Raw genomic sequence first — 14,213 nt, 5'->3', positions numbered from 1 at the left:
GACAGGAGAAGGGGAGGGGGACACGAGGGAGGAGGGGAGGAGGACAGGAGAGGGGAGGAGAGAGAGGGGGAAGGGACACGAGCCTTGGCTCTGGGTACCATCGAGGTATGGATCCGCTGCTGCTCGCCGTCGAGTTGTGGTGGATCGCGCCCGCCGCAGCCGGGGGTGTCGCAGCCGGCGCGGTCGGGCTGCGTCGCCGCAGCATCAAGAGCGGACGCCGACTCGAGTACGACGCGGCTCGGCATGATCTCAAAGCCGCCAGGCAGACGGCGGTCGAGAGGCGGATGGCCGTCAAGCTGGCGCGCGCCGACGTCGCCCGCATCTCGGCCGAACGCAGCGCGCGGCGTGCGACCCCGGAGCAGGTCGCGGGTGCCAAGCGGATGCTGCGGGCGAAGGAGAACGACGCCAAAGCCGCGTCCGCCGACGTCCGCGCCAAGCAGGTGCGCCTGAACGCCGCCCGTGCGGCGATCCCGCCGGCATCCGCACCACGCCCCCTGGAGAGGCTTCAGGCGCAGCACGAGGCGATCGTCGTGCGCTGGATGAGCTACGAGACCGATCCGGGGCTGCAGATCGCCTACCCGGAGATGACCGACGTCCGACAGCCGGCGACTGCGGCGTATCTGCGCGCGGCAGCGCACGCGGTCGAGATGCGCCGCACCGCCACCGGAAGGGTCAGCGCGGCGGACTTCGCCGCGTACCGCGACGCCGTCGCCGATCTCGAGCGGGCCTTCGAAGCGGCCGAGCATGCCGCTCGGGTGCACGCGGGAGAGGCGTCTTCGGCATCGTCCACCTGGCAGGATGCCGCGCAGGATGTGATCAGTCGGTCGGCCGAGGCGATCGACCGTGCCGCCGGTGCCGCCGCATCGGCGTTCGCCGCGTGGAACGAACGCAAACGCCCGGACAAGCGCTGAGCGCCGCCTCCGCAGGGCGAAGACGGCGCTCGATGCTCACGTGAGTGCGGTGCCTCAGGCGCCGATCGTCCGTGAGGCGATCAGCTGTCGATACCAGTGCCCCGAGTCCTTGACGGTGCGTTCGAGCGAGTCGAAGTCCACGCGCACGATGCCGAATCTCTTGGCATAGCCGTAGCCCCACTCGAAGTTGTCGAGGAGCGACCACACGAAGTAGCCGCGCAGGTCGACACCGCGCTGGATCGCACGATGAGCGGCCGTGAAGTGCCTGCGCAGGTAGTCGGTGCGCTCGGGATCGGGGACGGAGCCGTCCTCAGCCACCTCGTCGTCGAACGCCGCCCCGTTCTCGGTGACCATGAGCGGCTGCGACGGGAACTGCTCCGACAGCGAGACGAGCAGCTCCTCCAGTCCCTCGGGCGCGATGTTCCATCCCATCGCCGTGTACGGCCCCGGCTGCTCGACGAACTCGACCAGCTGATCGCTGCCCGGCCACGCCGTGCCTCCGGCCGTGCCCTTGTGCCCGTCGTTCTGCTGCTTCTCCGACACCCCGTCCCACAGGCGGACGGTCGCCGTCGAGTAGTAGTTGACCCCGAGCACGTCGATCGGCTGGTTGATCGTGGCGAGGTCGCCATCCTGCACGAACGACCAGTTGGTGACCGATGCCGTGTCGTCCAGGAGGTCTGCGGGGTACTCGCCGCGCAGCATCGGGTTGGTGAAGGCGCGATTCGCGAGACCGTAGATCCGGCGCATGGCCTCGTCAGCGCCGTCGCCGACGCCCCGCAGGACATGGAAGTTCAACGTCACCGAGTAGTCCGGGTCACCGGTCGACGTCGCCCGGAGCGCCTGGATGGCGCGCCCGTGCGCAAGGTTCAGGTGGTGCACGGCCGACAGCGCGGAGGCGGGCTCGTGCCGACCCGGCGCGTGACCGCCCTGACCGTAGCCCAGGTAGGCGGAGCACCAGGGCTCGTTGAGCGTGGTCCAGGTGTGCACCCGGTCGCCCAGTGCTGCGCCCACGATCGACGCGTATCGCTCGAAGGCATCGGTCGTGGCGCGAGAGGTCCACCCGCCCGCATCCTCGAGGTACTGCGGAAGATCCCAGTGGTAGAGCGTCGCCACGGGGCGGATGCCGCGCTCGAGGAGTCCGTCGACGAGACGCGAGTAGAAGTCGATGCCCGCCTGATTGACTCGTCCGTCTGCCGCAGGGACGATGCGCGGCCAGGCGATCGAGAATCGGTAGGCCTGCAGTCCGAGATCCGACATCAGGTCGAGGTCCTCATCGACGCGATGGTAGTGATCGCAGGCCACATCGCCGGTGTCGCCGTTCCACACCTTGCCCGGCGTTCGGCTGAACGTGTCCCAGATCGACGGCGTCCTGCCGTCCTCGTCTGCCGCACCCTCGATCTGGTACGCGGCGGTCGCCGATCCGAACGTGAAGCCCTCGGGGAGGACGAGTCCGGATCCGCGGTAGTCATCGGCGGGGGAGAGAGTCACCGGGTCACCTCCGTCAGGTCGGTTTCGTAGATCTTCTCACGGCCGTCGGGGCTCGTGACCGTCACCGTCGTCGACCCCGATCCGCCGGGGAACACGCGCAGTCGCAGGCCGTCGTGATAGTCGTAGTCCGGCCGATCGGTGCGGGCGCCCCAGGGGAGCGCGGTGCCGGGGCGCACGTACAGCGGCAGTGAATCGAAGGCATGGGTCTCCCGGCGCCATCCGCCGCCCGCGACCGTCTCTCCGGTCAGCAGCGACGTCCACTCGCCCTCCGGGAGATAGAACTCCACCGTTCCGTCCTCCGAGAAGACCGGCGCGACGAGCAGGTCAGAGCCCAGCATGTACTGCCGGTCGAGGTAGCCGACGGCCGGGTCGTCCGGGAACTCCAGCTGCATCGGACGCATCACCGGCAGCCCGGTTCTCGAGGCGATGATGCCCTGCTGATAGAGGTAGGGCATGAGCTGCATCTTCAGGTGCGTGAAGCGCCTCGTCACGTCGACGGCCTCCTCGTCGAAGGCCCACGGCACCCGGTACGAGCTCGAGCCGTGGAAGCGCGAGTGCGAGCCGAGCAGGCCGAACGCCGTCCAGCGTTTGAAGACCCCGGCATCCGGAGTGCCCTCGAAGCCCCCGATGTCGTGACTCCAGAAGGCGAAGCCGCTGAGCGCCAGCGACAGCCCTCCGCGCAGGGTCTCGGCCATCGACGCATAGGTCGAGGTGGAATCCCCGCCCCAGTGCACCGGCATGCTCTGTCCGCCCGCCGTGGCCGAGCGCGCGAACAGCACGGCGTCATCCGCGCCGCGGGCGTCGACGAGCACATCGTGCACCGCGCGATTGTAGAGATCGGTGTACAGGTTGTGCATGCGCTCGGGGTCGGAGCCGTCGGCCCAGACGACCTCGGTCGGGATGCGCTCGCCGAAGTCGGTCTTGAAGCAGTCCACGCCCTGGTCGATCAACCCACGGAGCTTCGACTGGTACCAGGCGGTGGCCTCGGGGTTCGTGAAGTCCACGAGACCCATACCCGCCTGCCACAGGTCCCACTGCCAGACCGATCCGTCGGGGCGCTGCACGAGGAAGCCCTGATCGGCGGCCTCGCGGAACAGCGGGGAGCGCTGGGCGATGTAGGGGTTGATCCAGACGCAGACGCGCAGGTCCTTGTCGTGCAGTCGCGACAGCATGCCCTCGGGATCGGGGAACACCCGCGAATCCCAGACGAAGTCGGTCCAGTTGAATTCCCGCATCCAGAAGCAGTCGAAATGGAACACCGACACCGGCAGCTCCCGCGCCGCCATCTCGTCGATGAACGAGTTGACGGTCTGCTCGTCGTAGTCGGTCGTGAAGCTCGTCGACAGCCAGAGCCCGTACGACCAGGCGGGAACCACCGGCGGCCGTCCGGTGAGAGCGGTGTAGCGCGAGAGCACCTCCTTCGGCGTCGGACCGGCGATGACGAAGTACTCGAGCACCTCTCCCGAGACCGAGAACTGCACGCGCTCGACCGATTCCGAGCCGATCTCGTACGACACGTGACCCGGATCGTTCACGAGAACCCCGTACCCGCGGTTCGACACATGGAACGGGATGCTCTTGTACGCCTGCTCGCTCGAGGTCCCGCCGTCGGCGTTCCAGATGTCGACCGACTGACCGTTCTTCACCAGCGGGCCGAAGCGTTCGCCGAGTCCGTAGATGAGCTCGCCCACTCCCAGGTCGAGCTGTTCGTGCACGAAGACGGATCCGCTGGGGGTCGAGCCGCCCTGGCGGGCGTTGTCGACGATTCCGGCATCCACCTGCGCGTCCGGAGCGAGCCGGACGTAGCCCTGAGCCTTGTGCCCGCTTCCGGTCACACGCCTGCCGTCGACCTCGAAGGACAGGCCCCACGGCGCACCGTGGGTGATCCGCGCCACGAGCGAACCGGCATCCAGGACGCCGCCCGCCTCGCTCACGGATACGGAGGCGGCCCCCGCTCCTGCGCCGGGGAGGCCGAATCCGCCGTGCCAGCGGCCGCCTTCGTGGTGCGCGATGCGCACGCGCACCACCCCTTCGGCGGGAGAGGAGAGCGTGGTCGTGAGCACGGGACGGTTCAGGGTGTCGCCGCGCTTGGCGATCACCATGGTGGGCGCCGTGATGACGATCCCTCGCCCGTCGGGGGTGTCGGTGGTCTCGGCGATGTCATAGGCCTCCTGCGCGTACAGCGCGGTGACCCCTGGACGCAGTTGCCAGAACCCGTCGGTGAACTTCATTACTTGACTGCTCCTGCCGTGATGCCGCGCGTGAGGGTGCGCTGGAAGATGAGGAAGAAGATGAGCGTGGGGATGATGCCGAGCAGCGCTGACGCGCTCGTCGTCGTGACGTCCATGAGCCGGTCGCCCTGCAGCACGCTGATCGCCACGGGGACCGTCTGGTTGGCGTTCGACGCGAGGAAGGTCAGCGGGATCAGGAACTCGTTCCACGTCCAGATGAAGAAGAAGATGAGCAGCACCGACAGGGTCGGACGGCTGATCGGGAAGACGACCCGCCACAGGATCTGCCAGCGGCTCGCGCCGTCGAGAGACGCCGCCTCGAGGATCTCCTTCGGGAACGTCCCGTAGACCGACGACAGCAGATACGTGCCGAACGCCGCCTGGATCACGGTGAAGACGATGATCACCGACCACACGTTGTCGTACAGGCCGACGGACTTGAACATGTAGTAGAGCGGGTAGAGGAGGGCCTCCTGCGGCAGCAGGTTCGCGAGCAGGAAGAGCAGCACGATCCAGCTGCGTCCGCGGACTCGCCCGATGCCGATCGCGAAGGCGTTGAGCATCGAGATGACCACGGCGAGGACGGAGACCACGCCAGCGATGAAGAGCGAGTTCCAGACCTTCTCGGGGAAGTTCACCCTCTCCCAGAACTTGATGATCCCACCGAAGTCGAGGGTCTCGGGGAACGCCAGCGGACCCGACGTCGCGTAGTCGACCGGCGACTTGAACGAGTTGACCAGCACGAGGTAGAACGGCGCGATGATCAGCAGCGCACCGATCACGACGAGGGCGAGCATGAGCCAGTCGATCGGACGCTTCTTGGTCATGCCGCCGCGCGGACGGCTGGTGGCCGGCTTGCCGGTGACGATGGCGGTGGTGGCGTGCATCAGAGACCCGCCCTTTCCTTGCGCTCGAGCGAGTTCTGCACGCGGATGAAGATGATCGACACGATCACCACGACGATGGTCAGCACGGTGGCGATGGTCGCGCCGTAGCCGACGTTCCGCTTCGTGAAGAACTCCTGGTAGGCGTAGTACGCGGGCACCAGGGTGGCGCCGGCGGGGCCGCCGCGGGTGATGATGTAGACGGGGCCGAAGACCTTGAGCGCCGCGATCGTGCAGGTCAGAGTGACGACGAAGATCTCCGGGCGGATGATGCTCATCGTGATCGCCGAGAATCGCTGGAACCAGTTCGCCCCGTCGAGTTCGGCGGCTTCGTAGAGCTCAGGGTCGACGCGCTGCAGCGCCGCCATGAAGACGACCACGGGGTAGCCGAGCTGCACCCACACCATGACGACCATCAGCACGATGAGGGCCGAGGGCATCTGGCCGAGCCAGTCGTAGGCGGGGATGCCGAACCATCCGAGGATCTGGTTCAGCGCGCCGTCGCCACCCGGCCGGACGATCCAGCCGATCACGATGCCGGCGACGGCGATCGGGAGGATCTGGGGGAGGTAGTACGTCGCCCGCAGGAAGCTGCCCACCTTGCCGCCGAACTTGCGTCCGACGACGTCGAAGAGAAGGGCGGCGACGATGAGACCGACGATCGTGGGCACCACGACCATGGCGATGATCATCCACACCGAGTTCGTGAACGAGGTCCAGAAGTCGCTGTCGGTGAGGATCTTCTGCCAGTTCTCGAGACCGATGAACTCCGGTGCGCGGACGCCCTTCCACTTCGTGAAGGTCAGATACACGTTCCAGATCAGCGGGACGATGACGACGACGAGGAGCAGGACGAAGCCCGGGAGCAGGTACATCCAGTAGGCCCCGGTCCCACCGCTGCGCTGCGGGATTGACGGCTCTTCGGGCGGCAGCTTCGTGCGGCCCTCGCGGCGGGTGACGAGTGACATGTTCATCTCCAGGAGGATGCGGGGGCGGCGACGTGCGGTCGCCGCCCCCGCGAGTGGATCAACGGAATTCGGCCGTGCCCTCGTCGTACTGCTCGCCGAGGTTGGCGTTGGTCGTCTCGGCGTCCTGCGTGCCGGTGATCAGACCCTGGAGCTCCTGGACGATCACGTCGTAGAAGCCGGGGGCGGGCCAGTCGGGGTAGAACGAGAGTCCGTCGGCGTCGAGCACGCCGTTGAACGTCTCGATCAGGGCCGCGCTCTTCTCATCGGTGATGTCGGCGGTGTCTGCCGCGACGGGGAGGCCGCCGTTGTTGCCGATGATCGCCTGGATCTCCGGCCGCATCGTGATGTCGATGAACTCGTACGCGAGCTCCTTGTTCGCGGCGTTCTCGGGGACGACCCACAGGTTGCCGGACGAGCCGAGCGAGAGATCCGCTCCAGGGAACGCCGTCATCGTCCAATCGAAGCCGGTGGCCTCCGAGACGAAGCGTCCGAACCACCAGGAGCCCGAGACGAAGATCGGCGAGGTGCCGTTGATGAACGAGACACCGGCGTCCTCGGCCTTGACCGATGAGACGTCCGAGGCGATGTAGCCCTTGTCGACGTAGTCCTGGAGCGTCTCGGAGGCGGCGGTGACCTCCGGGCCCTGCCAATCGACCTCTCCGTCGTAGAGCTGATAGGAGTCGACGAAGTCGCGGTCTCCCTCGAGCAGCGCGAGCTGATACCACAGCTGTCCGAGCGGGTACTCCGCGCCGGCCTCGGCGAGAGGGGTGACTCCCTGTGCGACGAACGCGTCGAGCACGTCGATGAACTCCTCGTAGGTGGTGGGGATCTCGAGCCCTGCCGCGGCGAACGCGTCCTGGTTGTAGTAGACGCCGACGAACTCGCCGTAGTTCGGGACGCCGAACCACGTGTCACCGCCCATCACACCGTCTTCGGAGTACTTCGCGGTGGTCTGGAGAGAGGGTGCGAGCTTCTCGTCCCACCCGTACTCCTCGACGGCGTCGGAGATGTCGGCGATCAGGCCGGTGGAGGCGAGGAAGCCGGCCGTCGCGTTGCCCTTGTTGAACTCCATGAGGTCGGGGGCGGCGTCCGTGTCGAGCACCTGGCTGGCGGTCTTCTGGATCTGCTCGAAGGACTTCTCCTCGAACTCGACCTTCGCGCCGGTCTCCTCCTCGAAGATCGCGATCGCCTCGGCCCACGCCTTGCCCATCGCGCTGTCGGCGCCCTCGTAGTGCCAGAGCTTGAGGGTGTCGCCGCCGCCCCCCTCGTCGCCGGAACCGGCGGTGCATCCGCTCAGGGCGATGCCTGTCGCGGTGAGAGCGGCGAGAGCCGCCAACGTCTTCGTCCTGCGGGTGGTGCGTGCCATCGTCGGCACTCCTTTCTCGGTGGCCCTGGGGCCGGACACTTCAGTGGGTCGAGTGTTCAGTTGTGATGAGGCGATCGTCGAAGCGTTTCGATGATCGCGATGCGGCTACGTGGTCGACGCCCGTCACTCCCGAGCGGGAGCGACGGAGCCGGCGGACTGGTATTCGGGTGGGATCAGGTGGATCTGCGCGGGCAGGCCCGGTTCCTCCAGGCGTCGCACCGCGAGGTCGACGGCGAGCTCGCACGACCTCTGCGGCACGAGCGGGATCGTGTCGATCGGGACGACGAGCGCAGACGTGTCGAACGATGCGGCCGCCGAGATGACGGAGACGTCTTCTCCCACCGTCAGCCCCTGGGACGAGATCGTCTCGAGGAGGACATCGTGGACGTCGCCGACGGCGTGGACGATGAAGGCGCGGACGCCGCGCTCCAGCGCCAGCGCTGCGGCCGCGCGCACGGAGGAGGCATCGGTGGTCGTGACGCCCGTCGTCACCCAGTCGAGGTCGACGCCCCGCTCGGCCGCTCGCTCCTGCACGCCGAGGAGCAGGCGGCGAGGGAAGTTCGACTTCCGGTAGGAGACCTCGGTCTGGCCGAACAGCGTGACCGACGTATGTCCGGCATCGGCCAGTCGATCCATCGCGAGATGCCCCGTCGCCTCGAAGTCGAGGTCGACACAGGTCAGATCCCGGGCGTCGTCGGGGATGCCGATGAACACGGTGGGGGAGCGCAGGGAGCGGGCGATGTCCGCGCGCTCGTCGTCGGGGGCGACGTCGAGCACGAGGATGGCGTCGACCAGATTGCTCGCGGCGACGCGGTTCATGCCCTCTGACGCCTGCTCGTCGGTCAGGAGGAGGATGTCGTAACCGCGGCGCCGCGCGGCGACCGCGGTCGCGAGCACGAACGCCATGTGGGTCGGGGCGTGCGTGTCGGCGCGGAGGGGCTCGGTGAGCCCGAAGATCTGAGTGCGGCGCCCGGCGAGCATCCGTGCTCCGGCGTCGGGTTCGTAACCGAGCGTGTGCACCGCGTCCTCGATGCGTCGGCGCGTCTTCTCGGAGACGGGGCGCTTGCCGCTCAGAGCGTAGGAGACCGTGCTGATTGACACTCCGGCGGCTTCTGCCACCTCGTGGATCGTCGTCATCAGGACTCCATCGTCGTGTTTCGGTCACATCGTCGAAGCGTTTCGCTCTCGCCTCTGACAGCGATGATAGGCACGGTTCGACGCTGCACGCAACCCTTTTGTGGTCACTCGCAACAAATCGATCGCGGAGAACGCGGGAGCGGTCCCATCGATTCACCGGACAGGGCGACGGGGCCTCGATGGGGGAGGGGATTCGAGACCCCGCCGCCGGTCTACGAAGGGATGCGGATCTGAGCGATGACCTCGGAGTACTCGGTCTCGCCGACAGGGGTGAAGCCGACACGCAGGAAGAACGCCTCGGGGCCGTCTTCTCCGGCCTCGTAGATGACGTTGATGTGGTCGAATCCGCGGACTCGCGCCTCTTCGATGAGCTGCTCGACCGCGAAGCGACCCACGCCCTTGCCCTGGTCGTCGGCGTCGACGTTGATGCGCCACAGCACGGAGCGGAAGTGCTCTTCCGGGGCGTCGGCGTCGAAGTTCGCACTGACGAAACCGACGACCTGGTCGTCGTCGAGGACGACTCGCTGCCAGGAGGTCTGGGGGTTGATGACGGTCGCGGCGATGCCATAGGACACCGGAGCGAGGAACTGCTCCTGTCCGGGCTTGAGCGACATGTTGTTCACGGCGACGATCGTCGCAGCGGAGAGTTCGACCATGCGCAGTTCGGACATGATCACAGGCTAGCCCCTCATCGGGTCGCCGCGCAGAAACCTCGACTTTCGTCAGGGGTGCAGCTCTGCGGGATGCCGGAAGTCGATGTCCACCCCGCCTCGGGGCGAACGTGCGTCGGGAGCGGCTCAGGTATCTTGGTATCGAGACAAATATGCCCTCGCGAACGGAGAACCTCCTGGTGACCGACGACGCCATCATCTACACCTACACGGACGAGGCTCCGGCTCTCGCCACCGCTTCCTTCCTGCCGATCATCAAGGCCTACACGGGGCAGGCGGGCATCGAGGTCGAGACCCGCGACATCTCGCTCGGCGGACGCATCCTCGCGGCATTCCCGCAGAAGCTCACCCCGGAGCAGCAGGTCGGTGATTCCCTCGCCGAGCTCGGTGGCCTCGCCACGCTCCCCGAGGCGAACATCATCAAGCTGCCGAACATCTCGGCCTCGATCCCGCAGCTCAAGGGCGCGATCGCCGAGCTGCAGGCCCAGGGCTACGACATCCCCGACTTCCCGGACGAGCCGACCTCTCTCGAGGAGAAGGACGTCCGCGCCCGCTACGACCGCATCAAGGGCTCAGCGGTGAACCCCGTGCTCCGCGAGGGGAACAGCGACCGTCGGGCACCTCTGGCCGTGAAGAACTACGCGAAGAAGCACCCGCACCGCAACAAGCCGTTCGCCGAGGGATCGAAGACCCGCGTCGCGACGCTCGGTCACGACGACTTCAAGCACAACGAGCGCTCCTGGGTCGCCGCCCATGACGACGTCCTGAGCTTCCGCCACACCGCCGCAGACGGCACTGTGACGATCCTCAAGGAGGGGCTGAAGGTCCTTCCGCGCGAGATCATCGACGCGACGTTCCTCTCGGCCGCGCACCTCGACGCCTTCCTCGCCGAGACGCTCGAGACGGCCAAGAACGACGACGTCCTCTACTCGGTGCACCTCAAGGCCACCATGATGAAGGTCAGCGACCCGATCATCTTCGGTCACGTCGTGAGGGTGTTCTTCAAGGACGTGTTCGCGCAGTACGGCGACAAGCTGGCCGCCGCGGGACTCAACCCCAACGACGGTCTCGGCTCGATCCTCTCGGGCCTCGGTGACATCGCCGACGGCGACGAGATCGCCGCAGCGTTCGACAGGGCCATCGCCGAGGGGCCGCGTCTCTCGTACGTGAACTCCGACAAGGGGACCACGAACCTGCACGTCCCGAGCGACGTCATCGTCGACGCCTCCATGCCCGCGCTCGTCCGCAACGGCGGCAAGCTGTGGGGCAAGGACGGCGGCGAGGCCGACACGCTCGCGGTGATCCCGGACTCCTCGTATGCGAGCGTCTATCAGGCGGTCATCGACGATGTGATCGCCAACGGCCCGCTCGACCCCGCCACGATCGGCACCGTGCCGAACGTGGGCCTCATGGCGCAGGCGGCTGAGGAGTACGGCAGCCACGACAAGACGTTCGAGATCGCCGCCGCAGGCACTGTTCAGGTGCTCGACAGCGAGGGCACCGTGCTGATCGAGCACGAGGTCGGCGCGGGTGACATCTGGCGTGCGACGCAGACGAAGCACATCCCGGTGATGGACTGGGTCAAGCTCGCCGTCTCCCGCGCTCGCGCCACGGGCGTGCCCGCGGTGTTCTGGCTCGATGCCAACCGCTCGCACGACGCGCAGATCATCGCCAAGGTGCACCAGGGTCTCGCGACGCTCGACACCAAGGGCCTCACGATCACGATCCTCGCTCCCGAGGAAGCCACTCGCTACACGCTGGCGCGGATGCGCCACGGCCTCGACACCATCTCGGTGACGGGCAACGTGCTGCGCGACTACCTGACCGACCTGTTCCCGATCCTCGAGGTCGGCACCAGCGCGAAGATGCTGTCGATCGTCCCGCTGCTCGCCGGCGGTGGCCTCTTCGAGACGGGCGCCGGCGGATCGGCCCCCAAGCACGTGCAGCAGCTCGTCGAGGAGAACTACCTGCGGTGGGACTCGCTGGGCGAGTTCTTCGCGCTGGCCGCGTCGCTCGAGCACTTCGCCGACCGCACCGGGAACGAGAAGGCCCGGGTCCTCGCGGAGACCCTCGATGCGGCGACCGGAACGTTCCTCGAAGAGGACCGCTCCCCGGGCCGCGCTCTCGGCACGATCGACAACCGCGGCAGCCACTTCTACCTGGGTCTGTACTGGGCGCAGGAGCTGGCGAAGCAGACGAAGGATGCCGAGCTCGCCGCGTCCTTCGCACCGATCGCCGCCACGCTCGCCGAGAACGAGGAGAAGATCGTCTCCGAGCTCAACGCCGTGCAGGGCAAGCCCGTCGAGATCGGCGGGTACTACCGCCCCGACGACGCGCTCGTCACCGCAGTCATGCGCCCGTCCACCACGCTGAACGGCATCGTCGACGCGCTGAGCTGACGCAGATCACAGAAGAGGGGGCCGGATGCGAGAGCATCCGGCCCCTTCTTCGCGTGATCCCTCCGCGGAATCGACGACGCGTCGCGTGCGGGGGATCTGCTCGGTGAGAGCGGGGATCAGTAGTGGACCGCGACCTCGAGGCCCACGGGCGACCATTCGTAGACGTACCGGGCGACATCGATCGGCATGTTCACGCAACCGTGGCTGCGGGGATTGCCGAAGTCGTTGTGCCAGTAGGTGCCGTGGAAGCCCTCGTCGCCGTTGAAGTAGGTGACCCAGGGGACGTTGGGCGTCTCGGTGATCGAGCCGTCCGGCTCGCGGCTCTTCATGGTCTGCTCGCGCACGTGCGCGTAGACACGGAAGTTGCCGGTGTCGGTGGGTGTCGCGCTCTTGCCCGAGGAGATCGCCCAGGAGCGCACGACCGCGCCGTTCTCGATGAGGGTCGCGGTCTGCGACCCGAGGTCGACATCGATCTTGCGCACGAGGTTGACGGACTCGAACGGCGTCTCGGTGACCTCGATGGGGAAGATGCCCTCGCCGGCCTCGAGCTTCGTCGCGACGTCCGATGCGAGGGCAGAGGTGTCGCCGATCGCGCGACCGCTCACTCCCTCGGCCTCGGTGCGGAGGATCTTGCCGGCCGAATCGACGATGTTCGTCGCGTTGACCGGGGCCCGGTCGACGGCTGCCGGGAGGGCGTCGATCGTCGCCTGGATCGAAGCCTCGTCGGCGACCACGCTGAGCTCGCCACCGTCGTCGACGACGGAGATCCAGGTCGAGGCGGTCGCCGCGTCGACGGGCACCGTGCGCTCTTCGCCGATGTAGAAGCCGATCGAGCCGAGCATCGTGTTCAGTGAGGTCGCGAAAGCCGTGGCGTCTTCATCAGTGATCGCCGGCGCGGCTTCGGCCGGGTCGCCGGAGAACTCGAGGCTCGTGCCACCGTCCGCGATCGTGTCGACGATGGCGGCGGTGAGACCGTCGAGGTCGACGGCCGTCCCGGTGGCTGAGGGGGTGATCGCGTAGCCACCGCCTGCGGCGTCGAAGACGACGCCGGCATCGACCGCGTCTTCGAAACTCGACGGCACGGCCTCACGCAACGCGGCCTCGGCCGTCGCGGGATCGAGAGTGATCTCGCCGGCGACGGGTTCACCCATCCAGGCGGTCACGTTCCAGAGCGGACGCTCCGCGAAAGCGGCGTCCGCGAGTGCGGTCGCGTCGATCTCGGCGCCGAGATCCGCTCCCGTCAGCACGGTGTCGCCGCCTGCTCCGGTCAGAGTGACCTCTGCATCGGCGACGTGGGCCTGGATCGTGTCGGCCGCGGCACCGGGCGTGAGCCAGCCGACGGGAATCCCGGCGACCGTGGTGCCCGGCGCGATCAGGATCATCGAGGCGGCGGCCGTGCCCAGGGCCAGCGCGCCCACGCCGAGGCCGATCCACAGGCCGAGGCGCTTCTTCTTCGGAGCCGGTTCGATCGGCGCCCAGGCGAGTTCCTGGTCGCCGCTGCGCGGCGGCTGGGAGTCGGTGGGTGCGTCGCCGGAGTCGGCGGGCGCGACAGGATTCGGCTGGTCGCCGGAGGCGGTCGCCTCGGTCAGCTTCTCGGTCTTCGCATCCTGCGCTGAGATCAGATCGGTCACGAACTCACCCCCGGTTTCTCACGTGTCCTTAGCGATATGCTACGCGATCGCTGATAACGAGGAGGCAACGGTCCGTGGACCGCGGAAATTCCCGATGCGTCAGTCGCTGATGACGGCGAGGCCGTCGATCTCGACCAGCATCTCCTCGCGGGGGAGGCCCGTGAAGACGGTCGTGCGCGAAGGCAGGACCCCGCTGGTGGTGTGCGCTGTCACGAACGCGCCATACGCGTCGTTCATGATCGCGAAGTCCTCGCGCTTGGTCAGGTAGACGCGCAGCATCACGACATCGTCGAATGTCGCGCCGGATGCCTCGACGATCGCCTTGACGTTCTCGAGCGTGCGCGTGGTCTGAGCCGCGACATCGCCGGGGAAGAGGTATTCGCTCGTCTGGGGGTCGACAGGGCCCTGTCCGGAGACCTGCACGATCGGGCCCTTTCGGATCCCCTGCGAGAAGGTGTGAGCGGGAGCGGGGGCGGCGTCGGTCGACACTCGGATCTTCGCGGTCATGCGACCAGCCTAGTAGCCTT

General features: G+C 67.5%; 11 protein-coding genes. 2 read left to right on the top strand and 9 right to left on the bottom strand.

Annotation, left to right across the window (positions count from 1 at the left end; all coding sequences use genetic code 11):
• Nucleotides 1–107 precede the first annotated feature (107 nt).
• Entirely contained in the window at nt 108–911 is an 804-nt protein-coding gene (locus ACZZZQ_RS02755) for a hypothetical protein (RefSeq protein WP_463506843.1), read from the top strand.
• A gap of 54 nt (nt 912–965) precedes the next feature.
• Here ACZZZQ_RS02755 and ACZZZQ_RS02750 read toward each other — a convergent pair whose 3' ends face one another.
• The 7 genes from ACZZZQ_RS02750 to ACZZZQ_RS02720 form a co-directional block, all read right to left on the bottom strand.
• Nucleotides 966–2,399: a GH1 family beta-glucosidase gene (locus tag ACZZZQ_RS02750; protein ID WP_463506842.1), complete on the bottom strand. Its 1,434-nt coding sequence runs from the start codon at nt 2,397–2,399 to the stop codon at nt 966–968.
• Nucleotides 2,396–4,630, bottom strand: a complete 2,235-nt coding sequence (gene yicI / locus ACZZZQ_RS02745; RefSeq protein WP_053099019.1) for an alpha-xylosidase — start codon at nt 4,628–4,630, stop codon at nt 2,396–2,398. Before yicI ends, ACZZZQ_RS02750 begins: the two co-directional genes overlap by 4 nt.
• The gene (locus ACZZZQ_RS02740) at nt 4,630–5,517 is read right to left on the bottom strand and encodes a carbohydrate ABC transporter permease (protein WP_198032385.1); all 888 of its coding nucleotides are present in this window, start codon (nt 5,515–5,517) and stop codon (nt 4,630–4,632) included. The genes yicI and ACZZZQ_RS02740 overlap by 1 nt, the downstream gene beginning before the upstream one ends.
• Entirely contained in the window at nt 5,517–6,482 is a 966-nt protein-coding gene (locus ACZZZQ_RS02735) for a carbohydrate ABC transporter permease (protein WP_295102610.1), read from the bottom strand. Before ACZZZQ_RS02735 ends, ACZZZQ_RS02740 begins: the two co-directional genes overlap by 1 nt.
• 58 nt (nt 6,483–6,540) lie before the next feature.
• Nucleotides 6,541–7,848, bottom strand: a complete 1,308-nt coding sequence (locus ACZZZQ_RS02730; protein WP_463506841.1) for an ABC transporter substrate-binding protein — start codon at nt 7,846–7,848, stop codon at nt 6,541–6,543.
• Between the two features lie 123 nt (nt 7,849–7,971).
• Nucleotides 7,972–8,985 carry a LacI family DNA-binding transcriptional regulator gene (locus ACZZZQ_RS02725; protein ID WP_463506840.1) on the bottom strand — a complete coding sequence of 338 codons (1,014 nt, stop codon included), beginning with the start codon at nt 8,983–8,985 and terminating at the stop codon, nt 7,972–7,974.
• 212 nt (nt 8,986–9,197) lie between these two features.
• Complete coding sequence (locus ACZZZQ_RS02720) at nt 9,198–9,656, bottom strand: GNAT family N-acetyltransferase (protein ID WP_056277753.1); 459 nt, start codon at nt 9,654–9,656, stop codon at nt 9,198–9,200.
• A gap of 179 nt (nt 9,657–9,835) precedes the next feature.
• Here ACZZZQ_RS02720 and ACZZZQ_RS02715 point away from each other — a divergent pair, with 179 nt between their 5' ends.
• Nucleotides 9,836–12,055: an NADP-dependent isocitrate dehydrogenase gene (locus ACZZZQ_RS02715; RefSeq protein ID WP_056277754.1), complete on the top strand. Its 2,220-nt coding sequence runs from the start codon at nt 9,836–9,838 to the stop codon at nt 12,053–12,055.
• Nucleotides 12,056–12,171: 116 nt separating this feature from the next.
• Here ACZZZQ_RS02715 and ACZZZQ_RS02710 read toward each other — a convergent pair whose 3' ends face one another.
• Both ACZZZQ_RS02710 and ACZZZQ_RS02705 read right to left on the bottom strand, forming a co-directional pair.
• A complete protein-coding gene (locus ACZZZQ_RS02710) occupies nt 12,172–13,686 on the bottom strand; it encodes a L,D-transpeptidase family protein (RefSeq protein WP_230101198.1) in 1,515 nt (504 codons plus the stop codon).
• A gap of 99 nt (nt 13,687–13,785) precedes the next feature.
• Nucleotides 13,786–14,193 (bottom strand): RidA family protein, encoded by a 408-nt coding sequence (locus tag ACZZZQ_RS02705; RefSeq protein ID WP_053095391.1) that lies wholly within the window; start codon nt 14,191–14,193, stop codon nt 13,786–13,788.
• Nucleotides 14,194–14,213 lie beyond the last annotated feature (20 nt).

The organism is Microbacterium sp. AC132 (assembly GCF_979258525.1).
This window is presented reverse-complemented; position numbering and strand designations above follow the sequence as displayed.

What these genes read in the sequence shown, in the direction of transcription:
- ACZZZQ_RS02755 (WP_463506843.1), top strand. Translation starts at nt 108, where the DNA reads ATGGATCCGCTGCTGCTCGCCGTCGAGTTGTGGTGGATCGCGCCCGCC.
- yicI (WP_053099019.1), bottom strand. Translation starts at nt 4,630, where the DNA reads ATGAAGTTCACCGACGGGTTCTGGCAACTGCGTCCAGGGGTCACCGCG.
- ACZZZQ_RS02740 (WP_198032385.1), bottom strand. Translation starts at nt 5,517, where the DNA reads ATGCACGCCACCACCGCCATCGTCACCGGCAAGCCGGCCACCAGCCGT.
- ACZZZQ_RS02735 (WP_295102610.1), bottom strand. Translation starts at nt 6,482, where the DNA reads ATGTCACTCGTCACCCGCCGCGAGGGCCGCACGAAGCTGCCGCCCGAA.
- ACZZZQ_RS02730 (WP_463506841.1), bottom strand. Translation starts at nt 7,848, where the DNA reads ATGGCACGCACCACCCGCAGGACGAAGACGTTGGCGGCTCTCGCCGCT.
- ACZZZQ_RS02725 (WP_463506840.1), bottom strand. Translation starts at nt 8,985, where the DNA reads ATGACGACGATCCACGAGGTGGCAGAAGCCGCCGGAGTGTCAATCAGC.
- ACZZZQ_RS02720 (WP_056277753.1), bottom strand. Translation starts at nt 9,656, where the DNA reads ATGTCCGAACTGCGCATGGTCGAACTCTCCGCTGCGACGATCGTCGCC.
- ACZZZQ_RS02705 (WP_053095391.1), bottom strand. Translation starts at nt 14,193, where the DNA reads ATGACCGCGAAGATCCGAGTGTCGACCGACGCCGCCCCCGCTCCCGCT.